Raw genomic sequence first — 22,344 nt, 5'->3', positions numbered from 1 at the left:
GGCCGGCACGGGCCCGGCCGCGCTGGCCGCCGTGCCGACGGCAGCCGTACCCGGCGCCAACGCCTTCAACCCGGCCATCTCGCTGATCCTGTCCGGGCAGTACCTGCGCACCTCGCGCGATCCCGAGGGCTACGCCATCACCGGCTTTCCGCGCTCGGGCGACGCCGAGATCGGCCCCGGCTCGCGCGGCCTGGGCCTGGGCGAGAGCGAGCTGCGCTTCGCCGCCAGCATCGACCCCTGGCTGCGCGGCGCGGCCACCTTCGCCATCCACGACGACGAGTTCGGCGTGGAGGAAGCCTTCATCGAGACCACCTCCCTGGGCCGCGGGCTCACGCTCAAGGCCGGACGCTTCTTCTCCAACGTCGGCTACCTCAATCCGCAGCACGCCCACACCTGGGACTTCATCGACAACCCGCTCGCGTACCAGGCGCTGCTGGGCACGCAGCTCGGCGACGACGGCTTGCAGCTGCGCTGGATCGCGCCCACCGACCAGCTCATCGAGCTCAGCGCCGAAGTGATGCGCGGCGCCGGCTTCCCCGGCTCGGACAGCGGCGGCAACGGCGCAGGGCTGCGCACCTTTGCCGTTCACACCGGCGGCGACGTCGGCGACAGCCACAGCTGGCGCGCGGGCGTGTCGGTGCTGCAGGCGCGCGCGCGCGGCCAGGAGCTGCTCGGCCTGGCCGCCGACGGCGACGTGCCGACCTTCTTCGACGGCCGTACCCGCGTCTGGATCGCCGACGCGGTCTGGAAATGGGCGCCCGGCGGCAACGCCTCGCGCACCAACTTCAAGCTCCAGGGCGAGTACCTGCAGGCGCGGCGCAGCGGCGCGCTGGCGCTGGAGGACGGCACGGGCGGCGACTTCCGCAGCACCCAGTCCGGCTGGTACGTGCAGGGCCTGTGGCAGTTCATGCCGCGCTGGCGCGTGGGCGCGCGCACCGAGCGGCTGGATGCGGGCACGCCCGACGGCGCCGGCGCCGCGCTCGTGGCGGGCGGAGGCTTCAAGCCCAGGAAGCACGCGCTGCTGCTGGAGTTCAACCCCAGCGAGTTCTCGCGCGTGCGGCTGCAGCTGGCGCAGGACCGCGCGCGCGAGGGCAGCGCCGACCGCCAGATCCTCCTGCAGTACCAGATGAGCCTGGGCGCGCATGGCGCCCACGGCTATTGAGGCTCCCCATACCGGACCCGATGCCATGAGAAAACGCAACCTTCTGGGCTCGCTGGCCCTGCTGCCGCTGCTGCTGGCGGCGGCCCCGGCGCAGGCCAACCTGAAGATCCTGGCCTGCGAGCCGGAGTGGGGCGCGCTGGCGCAGGAGCTCGGCGGCGCGCAGGTGGACGTGGCCGTGGCTACCAGCGCGCGCCAGGACCCGCACCAGATCCAGGCCCGGCCCAGCCTGGTCGCGCGCGCACGCAACGCCGACCTGGTCGTGTGCACCGGCGCCGAGCTGGAGGCGGGCTGGCTGCCGCTGCTGCTGCAGCAGTCGGGCAACGCCGCGGTGCAGCCGGGCCGGCCTGGCTACTTCGAGGCGGCTGCCGTCGTGCGCAAGCTGGAGGTGCCCACGCAGCTCGACCGCTCGCAGGGCGACGTGCATGCCGCGGGCAACCCGCACATCCAGACCGACCCGCGCAACATCGCGCTGGTGGCCACGGCGCTGTCGGCGCGGCTGCAGCAGCTCGATGCCGCCCATGCCGCCGAGTACGCGCGGCGCGAGCGCGATTTCAGCGCGCGCTGGCAGCAGGCGATGGCGCGCTGGACCGCGCAGGCCGTGCCGCTCAAGGGCCTGCCCGTCGTGTCGCAGCACAAGGGCTTTCCTTACCTGTACGACTGGCTGGGCCTGAAGGAAGTGGCGGTGCTGGAGCCCAAGCCCGGCGTGGAACCTTCCGTGGGGCAATTGCAGGCGGTGCTGGCCGCGCTGAAGAACACCCCGGCCAGGATGGTGATCCACGCCGCCTACCAGGACCCGAAGCCCTCGGACTGGCTCAGCGGCAACGCCGGCATCCCGTCGGTGAAGCTGCCCTTCACGGTCGGGGGCAGCGACGCGGCCAGGGACCTGTTCGGCCTCTTCGACGACACCCTGGCGCGGCTGCTGGCCGCCGCCGGCGGCGGGGCGAAGAAGTGATCCTGAACTGGGAGGCGCTCGATCCGGCCATCCTGGGCCCGGCGCTGCTGGCCGGGCTGCTGGTGCTGGCCACGCACGTGCCGCTGGGCGTGCAGGTCCTGGAGCGCGGCATCGTCTTCATCGACCTGGCCATTGCGCAGATCGCCGGCCTGGGCGTGATCGCCGCCGACGCGCTGGGCCTGCCCGAAGGCGGCTGGGCGGTGCAGGGCGCGGCCGTCACGGCCGCGCTGCTGGGCGCGCTGCTGCTGACCTGGACCGAGCGGCGCGCCGCCCGCCAGCAGGAGGCGCTCATCGGCGTGCTGTTCGTGCTGGCAGCCTGCGCCGGGCTGCTGCTGCTGGCCAACAACCCGCACGGCGGCGAGCACCTCAAGGACCTGCTGGTCGGGCAGATCCTGTGGGTGCGCCCGCCGCAGCTCGCGGCACTGGGCGCCGTCACGGTGCTGCTGCTGCTGGCGATGGCCGCCGGGGTGCCGCGGCGGCTCGGCCGGCTGGGCTTCTACGCCGCCTTCGCGCTGGCGGTGACGGCCTCGGTGCAGCTCGTGGGCGTGTACCTGGTGTTCACGAGCCTGATCGTGCCGGCGCTGGCCACCACGGCGCTGCGCGGGCGCGCGCGGCTGGCCGCGGGCTACGCCGTGGGCGCGCTGGGCTACGTGCTGGGCCTGGCGCTGTCGGCGCTGCTGGACTGGCCCACCGGCGCGGTGGTGGTGTGGACGCTGGCGCTGTGCGCGCTGGCCGCCGCGGCGCTGCTGCGCGGCGCCGCCAGCCCGCGCGGCGAAGCCGCCGACCTCGCGCCGCCGCGCTGACCAGGCCCAGCCCGGCCAGCGCCAGCGACGCCGGCCCGGGCGCCGCTGTCAGGGCGCCGGGGCTGCGGGCACGCCGTCGAGGCGGTGCACGCGGCTTGTGGACCTACATCGGCGCCGGCGGGGGCATCTCCGGCGGGGTCGGGTCGGTGGGCGCCGGCACCGGGTCGCCCATGGGCAGCGGTCCCGGCGGCAGCGGCGAGGGGGCCGGCGAGGGCGGCATCACCGGCTCGGGCGGCGTGATGTGCAGCCACAGCGCCTGCGGCGGCCGAGCCGTCGGCACGGGCATGTGCAGCGTCATGCCGCTCACAGCTTGTCGATGCCCTTCTTGACCGTCTCCTTGGCATCGCCCACGTTCTTGCGCACGGTGCCGCCGACTTGGTCGGCGCGGCCTTCCTGCTGCATCTGGCGGTTGCCGGTGAGGTCGCCCGCGGCTTCCTTGACGCGGCCCTTGGCGTCGTCGATGCGGCCCTTGACTTGATCCTTGTTCATGGCTGGCTCCTTGAGCGGGTTGAGCCCGGCACCCATGCGCGCCTGTCCCGCCAAAGTCGGCGAGGGCGGCCGGGCCCGGTGCTTTCCCGGGGGCAGCCGGTGTGCCCGGAAGCGAACAGCGCAGTTTTTGCAAAGCCCGGCGTCTTTTGCCGACCGCGCGGTCGCCACTGCCGCGCCGGGCGCGCCACAGCCCGGCCTGCGGCACGCCCGGCAGCCCGGGCCGGGGCTGGGATGCGTGCGCTGCCGGACCTTCGCGCGGCGCCGGATTGGGCATTTTCCCCGGTGTGGGGGTATCTTTTGTGCGCTGCACAAAACGTGGCTTGCCATTTGCAAGGCGCAGCGCATGGACTCTCCCGCAGACCCCGCCGAGACGCCCTGGCACCGTCGCGTGCTGGACTGGCTCGGCATGGGGCCGGCCGGGTCGGACGAGGTGCCGCGGCTGCCCGATCCCGCCGAGCGCTTTCCCTGGGAGCCCCTGCCGCCCGCGCCACGGCCGCCGCAGTGGGGCGCGGCGGACCAGCCGGAACTGCTGCTCGGCTCGGTGGACGGCACGGCGGACGCCGGCCCGCCCGCGGCCGGCGCGGCAACCGGCCTGCCGGAACTCATGCGCCTGCCCGGCGCGCAGGCTGCCTGACACCGGGCCTGACCGCAGCCGCCACGCCGCCATGTCCCTGGAACTCATCACCGGCAATGCCTACGACGCCGACACGCAGGGCACGGGCTGGTTCATCGGCTTCAGCGAGTGGACGCGCCACGGCCCGGGTGAGCTGCTGCACGTGCCGCGCACGCAGCCGGTTTCGGGCCTGTGCGTGAAGTGGTTCGAGCACCCGGCCGGCCACGACAGCGGCGACGCCAAGCCGGTGAGCGAAGGGCGCACGGTGTCGATGCTCGTCAGCGCGGATTCGCTGTTCCGCATCGACTTCTGCAACTCGCCCGGCTTCCCCGCCGGCGCCGTGCGCAGCGTGCTGCTGCAGCGCCCGGGCGACTACGCCGCCTGGGGCGCCGGGCTGCACCACCGCTGGCACTGCCTGCGCCGCGCCACCGTCATGACGCTGCGTTGGATGCCGGGCTGAACACGCTACGGGCAGTGCCCGCGCTCCGTGGTTGCCGTGGACGCACGCGCAATGCAAGCCGCTGCGCATGACGGTCTGTAGCTGCCGCGTAAGTTGTGCGGGCGTTTGCCTGGAGAACTCCTTGCCGCCCGCAGTGCGGGCGTAAGCGCGGCGCAGCACTTGTTTCACTCTCCCAAACGCTGCCTGGAAACCGGTTGCGGGCGTCCCGATAAAAACGGGACGTTCGTGGCGCAACGGGGGGCTGGCAAACCGGCCACGACGGCTGTGCGACATCGGGAGGGCGTTGCGATGGCTTGGGTCGAGAGCGCGGGCGGCGCGCTGGTGTACACGGGCCGGCTCGGCGCGGCCGGGGATTTCCGCGCCTGGGCCGCCGGGCCGGGACGGGAAGCGGTGCGCGCGCTGGCGGCCCGGCAGCGCTGGCGGCTGCTGGGCGGCGAGCACCGGGCGCGCCGGCGCCTGTGGCAGGAACTGCGCGCCGCCGCGGCCCCCGACGGCGCGCTGGGCGCGGCGCTGCAGCAGGAGGCGGCGCGCTATCCGCGGCTGCCCGGGGAGCTGGCGCAGACGGTGCAGCCCGACAAGTTCGTGGCCGACTGGCGCCCGTTCGTGATCCCCCGCTTCCTGGTCAACGAGATGGCGCTGCGCGGCCTGTACCAGCGCCTGGGCAGCGCGCACGCGCTGTCGCAGCTCCAGGGCGGCGAGGCGCTGCACGGCTGGTTCCTGCATCAGTTCGTGGCGCAGATGGACGCGGCCTGGTGCCGGCTGCCCTTCGGCATCCGCGCGCCGGTGCCCAGCGCGCATGAATGGGTGGTCATCGACTTCGACCCCCGCTACGACTGGGGCCACCCGCGCTGGCGCGGCCACTGCTACGTGGTGCAGACCAAGGCGGTGGAGATCGGCAAGGCGCGGGCGCAGACGCTGCAGCGCTCGCTGGCCGAGCTCAAGGCGGTGCTGGGCCGCTTCTCCGGCACCCAGGTGCGCGAACTGTCCGGCGCGTGGCAGGGCTGGCTCGACGGGCACCAGCCCCGGCTGCACGAACTCGCCGCCAGCTTGGGCTGACGGCCGTGCCGCCGCGCCGAAGCGGCGGCGCGGCCGGGCTGCCGCTACTCCCGGCCCGTGGGCGGATATGGCGTGCCGGACATTTCAACCCCGCATTCACGGCAGAGGAGATGGGAGTTTTCTCCTGCCTGTCCGGGTTATTCCCCAGGACGACCCTCCCGGGAGCAAAAACAAACCCGTGAAATTGGCATGGAATCGGCGCCGAGGGCTACGATGCACCGCAGCATGGATTGGTCGCCATGCGCTGATATTCAGCAAGGGAGAGTGTCATGAGCGTCGCACTGCTGTGGTTGTGGGTGGCCATGGATACGCTGAAGCCCGGTGCCGCGGATTTCGCGCTGGCCTGGGCCACCAAGCACCAGCTCGTCAATACCTGGTTCTAAGTTTCATGCACCGCGGCGTGCCGCCGGTATTCGGGCGCTGACCATGCTGTACGGTGGTTGTCTGTGCGGCGCCATACGCTTCGAAGCCGGCGGCACGCCTTTTCACCGCACCTTTTGCCATTGCGAGACCTGCCGCCGCAGCACCGGCGCGCCCGTGGTGGCCTGGTTCAGCGTGCCGCGCGCGCAATTCCGTTTCACGCAAGGCATTCCGGGCCGGTTCCGGTCGAGCGCGCACGGCACCCGCAGTTTCTGCCCGCAATGCGGCAGCCAGCTCACCTTCGAGAATGACGCCTTGCCGCAGGAGATCGACGTGACCACCTGCACCCTCGACGATCCCGCACAGCTGCCGCCCCAGGACCACACCTGGACGCGCAGCCGGCTCGACTGGGTGCACCTGGCGGACGGCCTGCCCGAGCATGACCAAGCCCGCCCGGGAAACTGATATTGGAACAGCGGCATCCGGCAGCCGCGCCGGAACGGGCACGGCACGGCGCTTGCCTCTGGGGAATCAGCTGATTATTCGGGAGCGCTCCATGCGCCTGCTCCTTGCCCTGCTCATGCCCTGCCTGCCGTTTCTCATGAGCGGCCGGGCGCTGACCGGCGTGATTTGCCTGGTCCTGCAATTCACGCTGATCGGCTGGCTGCCGGCGGCGCTGTGGGCGGCATATTCACTGGAAGAATTGAGACTCCGCGACAAGCCGGGCCTGTCGCTGGGGCAGCCGACGGGTTGATTCAACGTTCAATTGCCGGTGGAACGAAGCCGTTCACCCCGAGTTATGGAAGGGTGAACGGCCCGCACCATGTGCGGGCATCCGGGCCTGTCGGATTCGGCATTCAATAACCCTGTCCGAACCGAACAGGGTGTCGGGATATCGGAGCCGAATACCGGTCTGACTTTGCCGGTATTGCCGGTATTGCCGGTATTACTGGTGTTGCCCGTTCGATTCCTCACGCCACCCGCTGCGCCAGCACCCGCTGCACCAGCGTGTGCACCATGCTCGGGTCCGCGGGCTTGACCACGTGGCCCGAGAAGCCCGCGCGCGTGGAGCGCTCCACGTCGGCCGGCGCGCCGTAGCCGCTGAGCGCGATCACGGGGCAGGAGGCGCACAGCTCGCGCCCGACGTCGATGCCGCTGCCGTCGGGCAGGCCCAGGTCGGTCAGCACCACGTCGAAGCGGTGGCTCTGCGCCACCTCCAGCGCGTCGGCGCGCGTGCCCACGTGTGTGACGCGGTAGCCCAGCTCCTCCAGCGACAGCCGCATCGCCTCGGCCGCGTCCTCGTTGTCCTCGACCAGCAGCAGCCGCGTGCCGTCGTCCTCGCGGCGCGCCGCGGGTGCCGCGCCGTCGGCGGGCAGCGTGGCCTCCAGGGACAGCGGCACGCGGATGGTCACCGTCGTGCCCAGGCCCGGGCCGTCGCTGGCCGCGTCGATGCTGCCGCCGTGCTCGCCCACCAGCCCGCGCGCGATGGCCAGCCCCAGTCCCAGACCGCCGAAGCGGCGCGGCACGTCGCTGTCGGCCTGCCGGAAGGCCGTGAACAGGTGCGGCAGCGCCTGGGGCGCGATGCCGATGCCGTCGTCGGTGCAGGTGAAGGTGAAGCCGCCGTCCACGGCCGAGGTGCGCAGCACGATGCGCCCGCCTTCGGGCGTGAACTTGATGGCGTTGCGCACCACGTTCCACAGCACCTGCTGCATGCGCGCCTCGTCGGCCATCACGGTGCCGTGCGGCGCGTCCAGCGCCAGCGTGAGCTGCAGCCGCTTGGCCGCCACGTCGTCGGCCAGCATCTCCGCCACCGCGTGCACCAGGCGGTGCATCTCCACCGGCTGCAGGTGCAGCGTGAGCTTGCCGGCGGTGATGGAGGTCAGGTCGAGCAGGTCCTCGATCAGCCGCGCCTCCAGCGCCACGTTGCGCCGGATCATGGGCAGCAGCTTGCGGTACTGCGCCGGGATCTGCGCCACCTGCTCCAGCAGGTACACGGCCGAGGAGATGGGCGTCAGCGGCGTGCGCAGCTCGTGCGAGAGCATGGCCAGGAAGCGGTCCTTGGCCTGGTTGGCCTGCTCGGCCTCGTCCTTGGCCGCGCGCAGCCGCGCCTCGTGCGCATGGGCCTCGGTCACGTCGTGCACTATCTTGCAGAAGCCGCTGTGCCGCCCGCCGTCGTCGTGCAGCGGCATCACCAGCCCCTCCACGCGCAGCCGCGTGCCGTCGATGCGCATGAGCCAGCGCCCGTCGCCGGCCTTGCCCGTGGCCAGCGCCTGCGCCAGCTCGCGCTCGAACACGCCCGCCGCGCGGTCCTCGGGCGTGAACAGCAGGTCGGCGCGGTGGCCCAGCACCTGGTCGCGCTGGAAGCCGAACACGTCCTGCGCGCCGCGGTTCCAGTTGCGGATGCGCCCCTCGGTGTCGAGCACGATCACGGCGTAGTCGTGCAGCGCATCGACCACGCGTGCGTGCAGCGCGTCGGCCTCGCGCAGCTGGCGCTCGGCGCGGTCGCGCCCGTCGCGCTCGGCCACCTCGCGCAGCGCGCGCTCCACCACCACCGGCAGCCGCTCCAGGCGCTGCTTGCTGACGTAGTCGGTGGCGCCGCGCTTGAGAAGCTCCACCGCGTTGTCCTCGCCGATCACGCCGGAGACGAAGATGAAGGGCACGCCCGGCGCCAGCGCGCGCGCCAGCTCCAGCGCCTGCGCGCCGCTGAAGCCCGGCAGCTCGTAGTCGGAGAGGATCAGGTCCAGCCCGCCGCCGCCCCCGCCGCCGCCGCGCAGCTGGTCGGTGAAACCGTCCTCGTCGCACACCACGCGCAGCGCCGCCTGGGGATAGTGCGTGCGCAACCGCTCGCGGATGAGCTCGGCATCGAAGCGCGAGTCCTCCAGCAGCAGCACACGCAGCGGCTGGTCCTGGAACCCGCCCGGGGCCTTGGCCGCGCCGGTGGCGTTCATCGCATTCATCAACTGGTGTCCTCCCTCAGGCCTCCAGGCGCCGCGCGGACTTGACCGAGCCCGGCGGCGGTTCGTTGAGCACCGCCCAGAACATGCCCAGGTCGGCAATGGCGGCAATGAATTGCCTGAATTCCACGGGCTTGACCACGTAGGCGTTCACGCCCAGGGAGTAGCTGCGCACCACGTCGGACTCCTCCTGCGACGAGGTCAGCATCACCACCGGGATGCTGCGCAGCACTTCCGAGCCGCGCACCGCCTGCAGCACCTCCAGCCCGTTGACCTTGGGCAGCTTCAGGTCCAGCAGGATCACCGCCGGGTTGCCGGCCGGGCGCTCGGCGTAGTCGCCCTCGCGCTGCAGGTACTCCAGTGCCTGCGCGCCGTCGCGCACGATCACGACCTCGTTGGCGAGCTGGCTGCGCTCCAGCGCCACGAGCGTGAGCTCCAGGTCGCGGGCGTCGTCCTCGACGAGCAGGATGGGCTTGAGCATCAGGACTCCTGGGCGCGGGTCGGGAGGAAGAAGCCGAAGGAGGCGCCCTGGCCCGGCTCGCCCTTCGCCCACACGCTGCCGCCGTGGCGCTCGACGATGCGGCGCACGTTGGCCAGCCCGATGCCCGTGCCCTCGAACTCCTCGGCCGGATGCAGGCGCTGGAACACGCCGAAGAGCTTCTCCACATACTTCATCTGGAAGCCCACGCCGTTGTCGCGCACCTCCAGCCCGGCGCCATCGGGGCGGCGCACCGGCAGCACCTCGATCACGGCCGGGTCGCGCCCGCGGCTGTACTTGAGCGCGTTGCCCAGCAGGTTGCGCACCACCACCTGCATCAGCAGCGGGTCGCCCCACAGCACGGGCAGCCCCGGCGCCACGCGCCACTCCACGCGCCGCTCGCCCTGCTGCTGCGACAGCTCGCGCACCAGCTCCGTGACCATCAGCTCGGTGTCGATCTCGCCGCGCTTGAGCGCCGCGCGCCCCATGCGCGAGAAGTCCAGCAGCGCGTCCACCAGCCGGCCGGCGTAGGTGGCGGCCTCCTTGACGTGCGTGAGGTAGCGCTGCGAACGCTCGCCCAGCTGCCGGCCCTCGTCGTCGAGCACCAGGTCCACGTAGCCGGCGATGTGGCGCATGGGCGCGCGCAGGTCGTGCGAGACGGTGTAGGAGAAGGCCTCCAGCTCCTTGTTGACGCGGCCGAGCTCGGTGGCGAACTCGGCCATCTCCTCGGCGCGGCGCAGCACGATGCCGATGAGCGCCTGGCGCAGCTCCAGCGCCGCGGCCAGCTCGCCCGCCGACCACGGCAGCGAGCGACCGCGCAGCAGCTCCTGCCAGCTCTCGAAGCTGTGGCGCGGGTGCAGCCGCCCGTCGTCCGAGACCGCCTTGCGCGGGTTGCCGGCCCAGCGCACCGTCTGCACCACCTCGGGCCGGAACCACAGGATCCAGTGCCGGTGCACCTGCGAGATGGAGATGGCCATCACCCCGGCCGCGGGCAGCGGCGGCGTGCTGCCGTCGGGCGCGGCCGGCGCCAGCTCCGGCAGCACCTGCGCGAGCCGGTCGCTGTGGAACAGCTCGCGCCCGTGGTGCGCGATGCGCTTGGTCAGCTCCTGGATGCAGGCGTCGGGCGGGCACTGGCCCAGCGTCCAGCACTCGTCGTCGAGCACCACCGCCGCGCCGGCGGCGCGCGTCAGGCGCAGCAGCACCGGCTCCTCGGTGAGCTGGCGCAGCGTGGCGTCGCTCTCGGCCAGGTGCGACACGATCTCCAGCGTGATCTGGCGCAGCTCCAGCCGCGTGGCGACCTCGGCGTTGTCCTCGCGCGCCTCGATCTGCAGCGACAGCAGCCGCGCCAGGTGCTCGCAGGCCACGCGCGCCTCGAAGGGCACCTGCCGCGGCGCGTGGTCGTGCAGCGACACCAGCCCCCACAGCCGCCCGCGCACGACGATGGACACCGACATCGACGCCAGCGTGCCCATGTTGCGCATGTACTCCAGGTGCAGCGGCGAGACGCTGCGCAGCGCCGCCCAGGACAGGTCGATCGCCGTCGGCTTCCAGGCCGCATCCACGCAGCGCAGCGGCACGGGCACGTAATGCGCGTCCGGGATGAGCCGGATCTGGTTGAGCAGGTACAGCTGCCGCGCCTGCGCCGGGATGTCCGAGGCCGGGAAGCGGTGCGCCAGGTAGGCGTCGTAGCCCGGCTCCAGCGCCTCGGCCAGCACCTCGCCGTGCCCTTCGTCGTCGAAGCGGTAGGCCAGGCAGCGGCCGAAGCCGGTGAGCCGCTTGAGCTCCTCCACGCCCAGCGCCAGCAGCTCGGGCACGCTGGCGGCCAGCTGCAGCCGCGGCAGGAAGCGCCGCGCCAGGTCGTACACCGGCGCCTGCAGCCCCAGCGCGGGCGCCGCGGGCTCGAACTCCAGCACCACCAGCTCGGGCAGGCGGTGGCCCGTCACGTCCCAGGGCGCGCCTTCGAGCGTCACGGTGGCCAGCGGCGCGGGCGCCTCGCCCGGCTGCAGCAGCGCGGTGCGGTGCGCCAGCCAGCCGGCCCACTGCGCCAGCGGCGGCGGTGCGGGCCAGTTCTCGCTGAGCGCCACCACGTGGCCGTCACCGGCATCGAGCACGAGCATGCGCCCGTGCGGCTGGATGCCGCCGGGCACGCGGATGGGTTCGTTGGCGCAGTCGGCCAGCTCAGGCAACAGCGTCGCGTCCATCTCCCTGACCTCTCACTTCTATCCTTTCCTCGCAGTGTCAACCCTTTTAAGGGGGAGTCGGAGCCGGTGCCGGCGCCGGCCTGCATGAATGGACATGAAGGAGCACCTGCCCGGGCAACGGCAGGACTGGGCAAGCGGCGTACCGGGGTTTCCCCGGGCGAGCGCCTCGACGCAGGGGCGGCGGGGGCCGCCGGGCACGCTAGCCGTTATGCCGCGCCGTCTTCACCGAGCCCGGCGGCGGCTCGTTGAGCACCGCCCAGAACATGCCCAGGTCGGCGATGGCGCTGATGAACTGCTTGAACTCCACGGGCTTGACCACGTAGGCGTTCACGCCCAGGGAGTAGCTGCGCATCACGTCGGACTCCTCCTGCGAGGAGGTCAGCATCACCACCGGGATGCTGCGCAGCTGCTCCGATGACCGCACCGCCTGCAGCACCTCCAGCCCGTTGACCTTGGGCAGCTTCAGGTCCAGCAGGATCACGGCCGGGTTGCCCGGCTCGCGCGCGGCGTGCTCGCCCTCGCGCAGCAGGTAGTCCAGCGCGGCGGCGCCGTCGCGCACGATCACGACCTCGTTGGCCAGCTGCGTGCGCTCCAGCGCCAGCAGCGTGAGCTCCAGGTCGCGGGCGTCGTCCTCGACCAGCAATATCGGCTTGAGCATCAGACCTCCCGGCTCATCTTGGTCGTCATGGTCGCCTCGGTGTGTCCTTCGGCGCCGAGCACCTGTTCAAAGCAGCGCAGCAGCGCATCGAACGTGGCCGCGCCCGCGGCGCAGGCGCTGGCCAGCGCCGCGGCGTCCTGGCCCAGCTCGCGCGCCAGGCAGGCGCGGAAGTCGGCCCACAGCGCGCCGGTGCGCGCGCCATGGCCGGTGAACCAGCCCGCCCCGTTGTCGGGGCCCATGTCCCAGCGCTGGCGCAGCTGCCGCGCGATGAGCTGCCCGCCCAGCGCGGAGCCTTCGAGCACGTACATGGAGCCCAGCGCCGCGCCCAGGTCGGGCAGCGCCAGGGCGGCCACCGGGTCGTCCACGGCGGCCGGCGCCAGGTGCAGCGCCGCCAGGTCGCGGCGCAGCAGCGGCAGCCGCGAGCGCGCGTCGAACCAGCCGTGCAGCCGCGCCGGCAGCCGCGCGCGCACCAGCGCCTCCCAGCGCGGCACGAATGCGGCGAAGCCCGCGAGCACGCGCGCGTAGCGCGCCGGCTCCAGTGCCTCATCCAGACGCAGCAGCGCCTCGATGGCCTCGTGCCGCCCGGCACAGGCCCGGCGCAGCGCGCCCAGCTGCGGCAATGCCTCGTCCTTCATCCCTCGTGTTTTGATCAGTGTCAATGCCGCCATTGTCCCGGACTTCGGTGACGGGGGATTGACAAATCAACGCCGGCGCAACGCGCGCCGGCTCACTCAGCGCCCTCGGGCTGTGCCTGCGCCGCGGCCACCGCGCGCAGCAGCTCGGCCAGCGCCGCGATGCTCACCGGCTTGCTGAGGTGGCCGTCCATGCCGGCGGCGCGCACCTGCGCCACGTCGTGCTCGTAGGCGCGGCCCGTCACCGCCCACAGCGGCACGCGGCCCTCCGCGCCGGGCAGGGCGCGGATGCGCCGCGCCGCCTCCAGCCCGTCGATGTCGGGCATCTCCACGTCCATCAGCACCAGGTCGATGCCGCCCTCGGCCACGCGCCGCACCGCGCTCAGCCCGTCGGCGACCTCCTCCACGGCGTGGCCCTGGTGCTGCACCAGCGCGCGCAGCACCTCGCGGTTGATGGCCACGTCGTCGGCCACCAGCACGCGCAGCGTGCGCTCGGCATCCGCCGCCACGGCGCCGCCCACGGGTGGCGGCGCGCCGACCGCGGCGCCGGTGTCGGCGCCGGCCGGGGTGCGCTCCAGCGCCAGGCGCAGCCGCACCAGCGTGCCGCGGCCGGGCTCGGACTCCACCTCGATGTCGCCGTTCATGGCTTGCACCAGGCGGCGGCTGATCCACAGCCCCAGCCCCGAGCCGCCGTAGCGCTGCGCGGTGCTGTCCTCGGCCTGCGCGAAGGGCTCGAACAGCCGCCGGCGCTGCGCCTCGCTCAGCCCGATGCCGCTGTCGCGCACCTCGATGCGCAGCGCCAGCCGCCCGTCCGCGGCCACGCCGTCGCAGGCCAGCGCCAGCGTCACGCCGCCCTGCGCCGTGAACTTCAGCGCGTTGGCCACCAGGTTCGACAGCACCTGCTGCAGCCGCGCCGCGTCACCCAGCAGCCACGGCAGCGGCGTGGCGGGCAGCTCCAGCACCAGGTCCAGCCCCTTGGCCGCGGCCGCCGGCGCGAACAGCTCGTGGCAGCCCTGCAGCACCGCCTCCACGCGCAGCGGCTGGTGCTGCAGCACCAGGTGCCCGGACTCGATGCGCCCCAGGTCCAGCACCTCGTTGAGGATGCGCAGCAGCTGCTCCCCGGTGCTGAGGATGCGCTCGGCGTTGGCGCGGTTGTCCTCGTCCTTGAGCCGCGCCTGCAGCAGCTGCGCGTGGCCCAGCAGCCCGTTGAGCGGCGTGCGCAGCTCGTGGCTCATGGTGGCCAGGAAGCGGTCCTTGGCCTCGCTGGCGCGCTGCGCCTGCGCGCGCGCGGCCACCAGCGGCACCAGCAGCAGCGTGGACAGCAGCCACGCCAGCGCCGTGGCGCCGGCCACGCCCAGCGCCGCCGCGCCCCAGACCCAGCGCCGCTCCGGCGCGCCGGCCTCGTGCAGCGCCTGCAGCGGCGTGCGCACCACCGCCGTCCAGCCCATGCCGGCGTAGGGCGGGCTGCCGCGGAAAGGCGCCCAGGCCGTGACGTAGCGCTGGCCGTCGCTCCACTGCAGCACGCGCCAGCCTTGGGGCTCCTGGGCGGCCAGCGGCTGCACCGGCAGCGGCTGGCCCACCGCGCCGGCCGGGCCCAGGCGCTGGCGCCCGTCGCGCCCGGCAATGAAGAGCTGCGCCTGGCGCGCCGGCGCCGCGGCGGCGTAGAGCGCTATGCGCTCGCGCAGCCACGGCCAGGACAGGTGCACCGCCAGCACGCCGGTGCTGCCATTGGCCGTGTCGCGCAGCGGCGCGGCCACGTCCACGAAGCGCCAGGGCTCGCCCGAATGCAGCTCGGGCAGCAGCCGCGCCAGCAGCTGGGCCTCGTGCAGGTCGCCGTAGTGCAGGCCGTTGCGCCCGGCGCCCCACCAGTCGCGCTGCGACACGTCCATGCCCACCAGCCGCCCGTCCAGCGCGGCCAGCACCCGGCCGCGCCCGTTGGTCACGCCGGCCCAGGCGAAGCTGGGCGCCGCGAACACCCCTTCGAGCAGCACCTGCAGCCGCGCCGGCTGCTCCAGCAGCTCCAGCCGCTCCACCAGCCGCGCCTGCGCCAGCAGCTCGCGGCCGAAGCGGCCCAGGTCGGCGTCCACCGCGGCGGCCACGCCCAGCGCCTGCTGCAGGTTCAGCGCCCCGGCGGCGGCCTGCGCGTCGTCTTCGAGCTGCGTGGTCCGTAGCAGCGCCAGCGTGCCGCACACCAGCATGCTCAGCAGCAGCGCCGCCAGCGTCAGCAGGCCGCGCAGGCCCGGCCGGCGCCGGGAAAGGAGGAAATCAAAAGGCACGAACGATGTCCGGAATCAAGAAAGGAACCAGGGCACGGGTACTGCTTGGGCGCGGCGCAGTTCACCCGTCCGAGTTCCGGAAAGCGAAAGTTCATGCGTCATGCTGCGCTGCAACATGGCATTTTGCCCGAGTCGGGGAATTAATGCCCGACACGCAATTGACTTTTGACTTGACGGGTTTGCCGGAATTTGCAAGCCCGCCGCGCCCCGGGCGGCACGGGCGGCGAGGCGCCCGGATGCCGGGGGCGTGTCCGGATTATTGGGGTGATGCGCCCTGCCGTCCCTGGCGCGGCTTGATATTGATCAGGCCATCCGCTGCTGATTGAAACCGGTTTTCGTGCCCGCCGGCGTAAGCCGTGCGTCAATATGGAGTGCTTGGTCGCCGCATATTGGCCGGCGCATATGCCGGGCCATATCGGCGGCAATTCGGCGGCAATTCGGCGTCGCGTCAGCCGGCGTCCAGTTCGAGTGCCGCCACCGTGCCCTGCTGCGGCACGCTCTGCAGCGTCAGGGTCCCGCCCATGGCCTGCGCCAGGCTGCGCGCCGTGGCCAGGCCCAGGCCCACGCCCTCGATGCCGGTGTGCTCGCGCCCGCCCCGCGCGAAGGGCTCGAACAGCTGTGCCAGGTGCCCGGGCTCGATGCCCGGGCCGTTGTCGGCCACCGTGATGCGCACGCGGCCGCCGCGCGGCTGCGCCTGGACCCAGACGGCGCCGCCCTCGCAACCGAACTTGATGGCGTTGTCGGCCAGGTTGGACAGCACCTTGTGCAGCCGCGAGGCGTCGGCGCGCACCCGCAGCTGCGGCGCCACGTCGGCGTGCAGGTGGATGCGGCGCGCCTGCGCGCGCGCCGCCAGCGGCGCCAGCGCGGAGCGCACCGCGGCGTCCAGCGCCACCGGCTCCAGCCGCAGCGCCAGCTGCTGCGCCTGGGCCTGCTGCAGGTCCAGCAGGTCCTCCACCAGCGCCAGCAGCTGCCGCCCCGCGTCCTCGATGAAGCCGACGTAGCGCTGCGCGGTCGGGTCTTCGCCGGCCGGCGTGGTGCGCAGCAACTGGGAGAAGCCCAGCACCGCGTTGAGCGGCGTGCGCATCTCGTGGCTGGCGCGCGACAGCAGCTGCGCCTGCGCCTCGTGCCGGGCCTGCGCTGCCTGCACGCGTGCGCGCTCGGCGTCGAGCTCGCGGCGCGCGCGCTCCATGCCCGCGCGCGCCAGCGCCACCTCGATGGCCGCGCGCAGCTCGCGCGACTGGAAGGGCTTGGTCAGGAAGCCGTAGGGCGCGGTGCGCGCTGCGCGGGCCACGGTCTCGTCGTCGTTGTGCGAGGTCAGGAAGATCACCGGCACCGGCGGCTCGCCGCCGCCGGCCATCCGCGCGGCGGTGTCCACGCCGTCGAGCGCGCCCTGGATGCGGATGTCCATCAGCACCAGGTCCGGCCGCTCCTGGCGCGCCAGCGCCAGCGCCTGCTCGCCGCTGCGCGCCGGGCCCAGCACGCGGTAGCCCATGTCCTCCAGCTCCAGCCTGAGGTCCAGGGCGATCACGGCTTCGTCCTCGACGATCAGGATGGCGGGGGCAACGGTCATGGGAGCAGGCGCGCGGGGCGAAGGCAGCCGCGTCTCGGTTCGATAGCGGGGTGGGGAAGGGCGGCATCCGCGTCGCGGGCGGTGCGCCGGCCTCAAGATTACAGACCGAAACATCGACACGCGTCCCGCGCCGTCCTGCTTCGTGGGCACAAGTTGGCAGCGCGCGCGCCGCGCCCCGGCCAGGTTTGATCTGGCTCAAAGGAGCGTGCCGCAGCCGCTTCGATCATCCGCCGCCCCCGGCCCCGCCCGCCGCCCCGGGGGGTGGCCGCGGGCGTGCCGGACGGTGAAGTAGTGAGTCCTGTAGAGATGAATGCCGAGATTGCCGGCGCCGGGCTGGCCGGGCGCTTTGAACGTGCCGCCACCGGTTGCGGGATCGCGACGGCCCTGCTGGGCCTGGCCGTGCTGCTGGGCTGGGCGCTGGACCTGCCCGCGCTCACGCGCGTGGCGCCGGGCTGGGTGACGATGAAGCCCAACGCCGCGCTGGGCTTCGTCCTCGTCGGCGCCGCGCTGGCGCTGTCCACGCCGCCGCCCGCGGGCGCGCTGCGGCGGCTGCGCCAGGCCCTGGCCGGCGCCACCGCGCTGCTGGGCGCGCTCACGCTGGGCGAGTACCTGCTGGACGCCGACTTCGGCATCGACCAGGCGCTGTGGCCCGCCGTGTCGGAACCCGACGCCGGTGCGCCGCCGGGGCGCATGGCGCAGGCCACGGCGCTGGCCCTGGCGGCCCTGGGCACGGCGCTGGCGCTGCTCGACGCCCCGCGCTGGCGTCGCCTGCGCACGGCCGCGGCGCTGCTGGCCGTGCTCGTGGGCGTGCTGGCCGTGCTGGGCTACGCGCTGGACGTGCAGAGCCTGCGCGGCGTCGCCGACTGGGCCACGGTGGCGATGCACACCGCGCTGGGGCTGGTGCTGGCCGGGCTGGGCGTGCTGTGCGCGCGCCCGCGCGAGGGGCTGGTGGCCATCGTCGCCGGCGACGGCGTGGGCGCCCTCATGGCGCGGCGGCTGCTGCCCTTCGCGCTGCTGGCGCCGCTGGCCATCGGCATGCTGCGCGTGCGCGCCGAGCAGGCGGGATTCGTCAGCGGCGATGTCGGCACCGCGCTGGTGTCGCTGGCCTACGTCGTGCTGTTCTCGGCGCTGATCCTGCGCACCGCGGTGCTGCTGCGGCGCCTGGAAGCCGAGCGCGAGGGCGCGCAGCGCGCGATGCAGCGCCAGCGCTCGCTGCTCGACGGGCTGGTGGGCACGGCCATGGACGCCATCGTGGTGGTGGACGCGGCGCAGCGCATCGTGGTGTTCAACCCGGCGGCCGAGGCCATGTTCGGCCACCGCGCCGCCGACGCCATCGGCCGCGACCTGGCGCTGCTGCTGCCCGACGGCGTCAAGCCCCACCATGCCGAGCTGGTGCGCCGCTTCGGCCAGGACAGCGTGGACCGGCGCCGCCTGGGCGGCTCGCGCACCGCGCTGGGCGTGCGCGCCGGCGGCGAGAGCTTCCCGCTGGAGGCCTCGGTGTCGCGCCTGGACGTGGACGGCGAGCGCTTCTACACCGCCATCCTGCGCGACGTGTCGCAGCGTCGGCGCGACGAGGCCGCGCGCGCCGCTGCGGAAGCCGCCAGCCGGACCAAGTCGTCGTTCCTGGCGCACATGAGCCACGAGATCCGCACCCCGCTCAACGCCATCATCGGCCTCACGCACCTGCTGCGCCGGGACGCGCCCACGCCGGCGCAGGCACAGCGCCTGGACAGGCTCGACGTGGCCGGGCGCCACCTGCTGGCCACCCTCAACGACATCCTCGACCTCTCCCGGATCGAGGCCGGCGAACTGCGCATGGACAGCGCCGACTTCGACCTGCACGCGCTGCTGGAGCAGGTGCGCGCCATCGTCGCCGAGGCCGCGCGCGACAAGGGGCTGGCGCTGGAGCTCGACGCCGCGGGCGTGCCGGCGTGGCTGCGCGGCGACCCGACGCGGCTGCGCCAGGCGCTGCTCAACTACGCCGCCAATGCCGTGAAGTTCACGCGCGGCGGCCGCGTCGCCATCGAGGCGCGGCTGGTGAAGGAAGAGGGCGACGCGCTGCTGCTGCGCTTCGAGGTGCGCGACACCGGCATCGGCATCGCGCCGCAGCAGCTGCCGCGGCTGTTCAACGCCTTCGAGCAGGCCGACGCCTCGACCACGCGCGAGTTCGGCGGCACCGGGCTGGGCCTGGCCATCACGCGGCGCCTGGCCGGGCTCATGGGCGGCGAGGTGGGCGTCAGCAGCGAGCCCGGCATGGGCAGCCGCTTCTGGTTCACGGCACGGCTGGCGCGCGGACAGGGCGCCGCACCGGCGGCGCCGGCGGCGGCCGTGACCCCGGCCGAGCCCGTCGCGGACGCCGCGGCGCAGCTGCGCGCGCGCCATGCCGGCGCGCGCGTGCTGCTGGTGGAGGACCACTTCGTGAACCGCGAGGTCGCCGCGGCGCTGCTGCAGGCCGCGGGCCTGGCGGTCGAGTGCGCCGTCAACGGCCGCGAGGCGGTGGAGCGGGGCCGGCAGCAGGCCTATGCGCTGGTGCTGATGGACATGCAGATGCCGGTGATGGACGGGCTGCAGGCCACGCGCGCGCTGCGCGAGCTGCCGGGCTGGGCCGCCATCCCCATCGTCGCGCTCACCGCCAATGCCTTCGGCGAGGACCGAGAGGCCTGCCTGCGCGCCGGCATGAACGACTTCATCCCCAAGCCGGTGGAGGCGGGGGTGCTGTATGGGACGCTGGGGAAGTGGCTGGGGAGGCGGGCGGAAGCGCCAGAGGCGTTTCAGAGCTTGTCCTGATCAATGACGAACCTCGGCTCTTCGTTCTCAACAGGAAACTGAGCGTTGTCGAAAGCTCCGTATTGAAAGGGCACTTCCTTCAGGGAATTGTCTGGGCAAGCGCCGGGAGAGGGGGAAAGCAGGCCCGGCAGCTATTCCTGTTTCGCATCCACCTCGTCCGCCACCTCCAGCCCCACCGTCACCCGGAAGGTGCTGCCTTCCCCCGGCACGCTCCGCAGCGCCAGCGTGCCGCCCATCAGCTCGACCAGCCGCCGCACGATCGACAAACCTAGACCCGTGCCGCCGAAGCGCCGCGTAGTGGAACTGTCGGCCTGCGTGAAGGGCTCGAAGATGCGCGCCTGCGCCTCCGGCGCGATGCCGATGCCGCTGTCCTCGACCTCGAAGCACAGCGCCACGGCGCCGGGCGCGAGCGCGACGGCGCCGGCCTCGCCAGGTGGCAGCGGCCGCACACGCAGCGTCACGCCGCCTTGCCCGGTGAACTTCACGGCGTTGCCCAGCAGGTTGCCCAGGATCTGCTTCAGGCGCACCGGGTCGCCGCACAGCCGCCCCGGTAGCCCCGGCGCGGCCTCCAGCCTCAGCCACAACCCCTTCTGGCAGGCCTGTACCCCGGCCTGCGCCATGAGCGCGTCCAGCAGCGGCGCCAGCTCGAAGGGCAGCCGCTCCAGCGTCATCTCGCCGGCCTCGATCTTGGAGAGGTCGAGCACGTCGTTGACCAGGCCCAGCAGCTGCTGCCCGGCCCCGGCGATGTGGCCGACGAACTCGCGCTGGCGGCCCTCCAGCGGCATGCGCTCCAGCAGGTGCGACAGCCCGATGACGGCATTGAGCGGGGTGCGGATCTCGTGGCTCATGTTGGCCAGGAACACGCTCTTGGCGCGGTTCGCGGCCTCGGCCTGCTCGGTGCGCTGCTGCAGCGCCCGCTCCAGCCGCTTGCGCTCGCTCAGGTCCACGATCACGGCCAGGAAGCCCGTGGGCCGGCCGCGCCCGTCGCGCAGCAGGCTCACGCTCAGCAGCCCGGGGAAGCGCGTGCCGTCGTCGGCGCGCAGGTAGGTCCACTCCGCGCGCTGCGGCGCGCCGGGATCGCGCGCGCGCCGGCGCAGCGCCTGCTGGAACCAGCCGGGCAGCTGCTGCGCGTTGTCGTGCACCACGGCCGGGAATTCCCAGGCCTCGCGCTCCAGCTCCTCGCGGTCGCACAGGTCCAGCATCAGGCGGCCGAGCGCCTGCGCCGCCGGCAGCCCGAACATGGCCTCGGCGGCCGGGTTGAACAGCGTGATGCGGCCGGCCAGGTCGGTGGCGGCGATGGCGCTGGCCGCGCTGGCCAGGATCGTGCGCAGCTCGTCGGTGCGCTGCTGCACCTGCTGCTCCAGCGTGACGTTGAGCTCGACGATGCGCGCCTGCGCCGCGCGCTGCGCGCGCAGGTCGCGCATCGTGGTCGCGGCGGCCGTGGCGCCGCCCCGATCCGGCCCGGCGCGCCCGCCGCGCGTGGGCGACACCGACAGCGACACCTCCACCGCCGCGCCCTCGCGGTCCAGCCGCACGGTGTCCATGGGCGGCACGGCCTCGCCGCGCTGCACCCGCTCCAGCAGCTGCCGCGCCTGCGCCTGCAGGTGCGCCGGCACGGTCAGCTCGACCAGGTCGCGGCCCAGCACCTCGTGCTCGCTCCAGCCCAGCAGCCGCTGCGCGGCCGGGTTCCAGCTCGTGATCCGGCCCTGCGGCCCGTGCCCGACGATGGCGTCGTGCGAGCTCTCCACCACCGCCGCCAGTCGCTCGCGCCCCTCCTGGATCACGCGCTCGCGCCGCGCCGCCAGCTGCAGCCCGGCCAGCAGCAGCGCCAGCAGCCCCGACACGGCCGCCACCTGCGCCGCCAGCTCCAGCGGGTCGCGCAGGTGCAGCTGCGCGATGAAGGGCGGCAGCGGCTGCGCCGCCACCTGCCAGGTGCGCCCGTACAGCGGCAGCGCCACCTGCACCTGCGCCGGCGCGTCGTCGCGCCAGTGGGCGCCGGCGTGGAAGCGCTGCGGCGCCGCCGGCGGCGTCGCGTCCGCCAGCGCCAGCGCGACGCTGTCCTCGTTGTCGCCGTCGAAGTCGCGCAGCACCTCCGCCACCACCAGCGTTGCCGCGGTCCAGCCGAAGGTTTCCGCATCGCGCCGCGACGCTTCGGGCGGCTCGCTGCCGCCGTACACCGGCAGCAGCAGCGCGAAGCCGCCTTGCGCATGGCCCATGGCCTGCGGCAGCGTCAGCGGCGGCGTCAGGCGCGGCTCGCCGCTGCGCAGCGCCGCCAGTGCGTTGTCGCGGCGCACCGGGTCGGAGGCGATGTCGAAGCCCAGCGCCTGGGCATTGCCCTGCAGCGGCGCGACGTACTCCACCACGAAGCGCTCGCCGCCATGGGGCTGCAACTGGTGAATGTGAAAGTCCGGCCGGCCCGCGCGCCGCTGCGCCGCCACGAAGGCCGCCTCCTGCGCCACGGGCACGCGCCGGATGAAGACGAAGCCCCGCGCCCCCGGGAACCGGCGCGGCAGGTCCAGCGACTGGCCGAAGCGGTCGAACCGGTCCTGGGACAGGGCGTCGGCGCCGCCGCCACCGGCGGCCAGCACCGCGCTGCGCGCGGCAAGCAGCCCGTACTCGTAGGTCTGCATGCGCCGGCGCAGCGCCTCGGCGGCGCGCTCGGCCGCTTCCTGCAGATGCTCGCGCACGAAGGCGTCGTTGGCGCGCTGTTGCCACAGCCCGGCCAGCAGCGCCAGCACTAGGCCGAGCGCGGCCAGCACCCACGGCGCGCGCGGTGCCGCGCGCGGGTCATCCGGGCCGGGGCGGGATTTCGAAGGAGACACTCACGGCAACGGGCAAGCCCGTGCCGCGCCACCGCGGCCCGGCATCGTCCCAGGGTTCTCCCGGGCGGCCC

19 protein-coding genes are annotated in these 22,344 nt (G+C 73.5%); 9 read left to right on the top strand and 10 right to left on the bottom strand.

Features of this window, described 5'->3' with window-relative positions; translation table 11 throughout:
• The 3 genes from FJ694_RS32425 to FJ694_RS32415 all read left to right on the top strand — a co-directional run.
• On the top strand, positions 1-1,162 hold a 1,162-nt coding region (locus FJ694_RS32425), incomplete at its 5' end, for a putative porin (protein ID WP_157271662.1).
• A 25-nt stretch (positions 1,163-1,187) separates the two neighbouring features.
• The gene (locus FJ694_RS32420; protein ID WP_157271661.1) at positions 1,188-2,114 is read left to right on the top strand and encodes a metal ABC transporter substrate-binding protein; all 927 of its coding nucleotides are present in this window, start codon (positions 1,188-1,190) and stop codon (positions 2,112-2,114) included.
• A complete protein-coding gene (locus FJ694_RS32415) occupies positions 2,111-2,917 on the top strand; it encodes a metal ABC transporter permease (RefSeq protein WP_232540328.1) in 807 nt (268 codons plus the stop codon). Before FJ694_RS32420 ends, FJ694_RS32415 begins: the two co-directional genes overlap by 4 nt.
• Before the next feature lie 103 nt (positions 2,918-3,020).
• Here the strand turns inward: FJ694_RS32415 and FJ694_RS32410 are convergent, their stop codons facing one another.
• Positions 3,021-3,215, bottom strand: coding sequence for a hypothetical protein (locus FJ694_RS32410; protein WP_157271660.1), 195 nt, complete (start codon positions 3,213-3,215; stop codon positions 3,021-3,023).
• Between the two features lie 5 nt (positions 3,216-3,220).
• Entirely contained in the window at positions 3,221-3,406 is a 186-nt protein-coding gene (locus tag FJ694_RS32405) for a CsbD family protein (RefSeq protein WP_157271659.1), read from the bottom strand.
• A 343-nt stretch (positions 3,407-3,749) separates the two neighbouring features.
• On the opposite strand from FJ694_RS32405, the gene FJ694_RS32400 reads away from it, so the two are divergent.
• From FJ694_RS32400 to FJ694_RS37865, 5 genes are all read left to right on the top strand, one after another.
• Positions 3,750-4,040 carry a hypothetical protein gene (locus FJ694_RS32400; RefSeq protein WP_157271658.1) on the top strand — a complete coding sequence of 97 codons (291 nt, stop codon included), beginning with the start codon at positions 3,750-3,752 and terminating at the stop codon, positions 4,038-4,040.
• A 31-nt stretch (positions 4,041-4,071) separates the two neighbouring features.
• Positions 4,072-4,479 carry a hypothetical protein gene (locus tag FJ694_RS32395; protein ID WP_198321115.1) on the top strand — a complete coding sequence of 136 codons (408 nt, stop codon included), beginning with the start codon at positions 4,072-4,074 and terminating at the stop codon, positions 4,477-4,479.
• A 288-nt stretch (positions 4,480-4,767) separates the two neighbouring features.
• A complete protein-coding gene (locus FJ694_RS32390) occupies positions 4,768-5,535 on the top strand; it encodes a hypothetical protein (protein WP_157271657.1) in 768 nt (255 codons plus the stop codon).
• Positions 5,536-5,961: 426 nt separating this feature from the next.
• Positions 5,962-6,360 (top strand): GFA family protein, encoded by a 399-nt coding sequence (locus tag FJ694_RS32385; RefSeq protein ID WP_157271656.1) that lies wholly within the window; start codon positions 5,962-5,964, stop codon positions 6,358-6,360.
• Positions 6,335-6,649, top strand: a complete 315-nt coding sequence (locus FJ694_RS37865) for a YqaE/Pmp3 family membrane protein (RefSeq protein ID WP_310735077.1) — start codon at positions 6,335-6,337, stop codon at positions 6,647-6,649. Before FJ694_RS32385 ends, FJ694_RS37865 begins: the two co-directional genes overlap by 26 nt.
• Before the next feature lie 217 nt (positions 6,650-6,866).
• Here FJ694_RS37865 and FJ694_RS32375 read toward each other — a convergent pair whose 3' ends face one another.
• From FJ694_RS32375 to FJ694_RS32345, 7 genes are all read right to left on the bottom strand, one after another.
• Positions 6,867-8,852, bottom strand: coding sequence for a hybrid sensor histidine kinase/response regulator (locus FJ694_RS32375; protein WP_157271655.1), 1,986 nt, complete (start codon positions 8,850-8,852; stop codon positions 6,867-6,869).
• Positions 8,853-8,868: 16 nt separating this feature from the next.
• A complete protein-coding gene (locus FJ694_RS32370) occupies positions 8,869-9,330 on the bottom strand; it encodes a response regulator (RefSeq protein ID WP_157271654.1) in 462 nt (153 codons plus the stop codon).
• Positions 9,330-11,528: an ATP-binding protein gene (locus FJ694_RS32365; protein WP_157271653.1), complete on the bottom strand. Its 2,199-nt coding sequence runs from the start codon at positions 11,526-11,528 to the stop codon at positions 9,330-9,332. Before FJ694_RS32365 ends, FJ694_RS32370 begins: the two co-directional genes overlap by 1 nt.
• Positions 11,529-11,727: 199 nt before the next feature.
• A complete protein-coding gene (locus FJ694_RS32360; RefSeq protein WP_157271652.1) occupies positions 11,728-12,186 on the bottom strand; it encodes a response regulator in 459 nt (152 codons plus the stop codon).
• Entirely contained in the window at positions 12,186-12,821 is a 636-nt protein-coding gene (locus FJ694_RS32355) for a biliverdin-producing heme oxygenase (protein ID WP_157271651.1), read from the bottom strand. The genes FJ694_RS32360 and FJ694_RS32355 overlap by 1 nt, the downstream gene beginning before the upstream one ends.
• Before the next feature lie 92 nt (positions 12,822-12,913).
• Positions 12,914-15,094, bottom strand: a complete 2,181-nt coding sequence (locus FJ694_RS32350) for a hybrid sensor histidine kinase/response regulator (RefSeq protein WP_157271650.1) — start codon at positions 15,092-15,094, stop codon at positions 12,914-12,916.
• A 448-nt stretch (positions 15,095-15,542) separates the two neighbouring features.
• A complete protein-coding gene (locus FJ694_RS32345; RefSeq protein WP_198321114.1) occupies positions 15,543-16,664 on the bottom strand; it encodes a hybrid sensor histidine kinase/response regulator in 1,122 nt (373 codons plus the stop codon).
• A 306-nt stretch (positions 16,665-16,970) separates the two neighbouring features.
• Between FJ694_RS32345 and FJ694_RS32340 the strand changes: the two genes are divergently transcribed.
• Entirely contained in the window at positions 16,971-19,451 is a 2,481-nt protein-coding gene (locus FJ694_RS32340) for a hybrid sensor histidine kinase/response regulator (protein WP_157271648.1), read from the top strand.
• Between the two features lie 131 nt (positions 19,452-19,582).
• Here FJ694_RS32340 and FJ694_RS32335 read toward each other — a convergent pair whose 3' ends face one another.
• Positions 19,583-22,273 (bottom strand): sensor histidine kinase, encoded by a 2,691-nt coding sequence (locus tag FJ694_RS32335; RefSeq protein WP_157271647.1) that lies wholly within the window; start codon positions 22,271-22,273, stop codon positions 19,583-19,585.
• Between the last annotated feature and the right edge of the window lie 71 nt (positions 22,274-22,344).

Source organism: Azohydromonas aeria, assembly GCF_009760915.1.
GTDB lineage: Bacteria > Pseudomonadota > Gammaproteobacteria > Burkholderiales > Burkholderiaceae_C > Azohydromonas > Azohydromonas aeria.
This window is presented reverse-complemented; position numbering and strand designations above follow the sequence as displayed.

What these genes read in the sequence shown, in the direction of transcription:
- FJ694_RS32410 (WP_157271660.1), bottom strand. Translation starts at nt 3,215, where the DNA reads ATGACGCTGCACATGCCCGTGCCGACGGCTCGGCCGCCGCAGGCGCTG.
- FJ694_RS32355 (WP_157271651.1), bottom strand. Translation starts at nt 12,821, where the DNA reads ATGAAGGACGAGGCATTGCCGCAGCTGGGCGCGCTGCGCCGGGCCTGT.
- FJ694_RS32365 (WP_157271653.1), bottom strand. Translation starts at nt 11,528, where the DNA reads ATGGACGCGACGCTGTTGCCTGAGCTGGCCGACTGCGCCAACGAACCC.
- FJ694_RS32420 (WP_157271661.1), top strand. Translation starts at nt 1,188, where the DNA reads ATGAGAAAACGCAACCTTCTGGGCTCGCTGGCCCTGCTGCCGCTGCTG.
- FJ694_RS32395 (WP_198321115.1), top strand. Translation starts at nt 4,072, where the DNA reads ATGTCCCTGGAACTCATCACCGGCAATGCCTACGACGCCGACACGCAG.
- FJ694_RS32405 (WP_157271659.1), bottom strand. Translation starts at nt 3,406, where the DNA reads ATGAACAAGGATCAAGTCAAGGGCCGCATCGACGACGCCAAGGGCCGC.
- FJ694_RS32400 (WP_157271658.1), top strand. Translation starts at nt 3,750, where the DNA reads ATGGACTCTCCCGCAGACCCCGCCGAGACGCCCTGGCACCGTCGCGTG.
- FJ694_RS32385 (WP_157271656.1), top strand. Translation starts at nt 5,962, where the DNA reads ATGCTGTACGGTGGTTGTCTGTGCGGCGCCATACGCTTCGAAGCCGGC.
- FJ694_RS32340 (WP_157271648.1), top strand. Translation starts at nt 16,971, where the DNA reads ATGAATGCCGAGATTGCCGGCGCCGGGCTGGCCGGGCGCTTTGAACGT.
- FJ694_RS32360 (WP_157271652.1), bottom strand. Translation starts at nt 12,186, where the DNA reads ATGCTCAAGCCGATATTGCTGGTCGAGGACGACGCCCGCGACCTGGAG.
- FJ694_RS32375 (WP_157271655.1), bottom strand. Translation starts at nt 8,852, where the DNA reads ATGAATGCGATGAACGCCACCGGCGCGGCCAAGGCCCCGGGCGGGTTC.
- FJ694_RS32345 (WP_198321114.1), bottom strand. Translation starts at nt 16,664, where the DNA reads ATGACCGTTGCCCCCGCCATCCTGATCGTCGAGGACGAAGCCGTGATC.
- FJ694_RS32390 (WP_157271657.1), top strand. Translation starts at nt 4,768, where the DNA reads ATGGCTTGGGTCGAGAGCGCGGGCGGCGCGCTGGTGTACACGGGCCGG.
- FJ694_RS32370 (WP_157271654.1), bottom strand. Translation starts at nt 9,330, where the DNA reads ATGCTCAAGCCCATCCTGCTCGTCGAGGACGACGCCCGCGACCTGGAG.
- FJ694_RS37865 (WP_310735077.1), top strand. Translation starts at nt 6,335, where the DNA reads ATGACCAAGCCCGCCCGGGAAACTGATATTGGAACAGCGGCATCCGGC.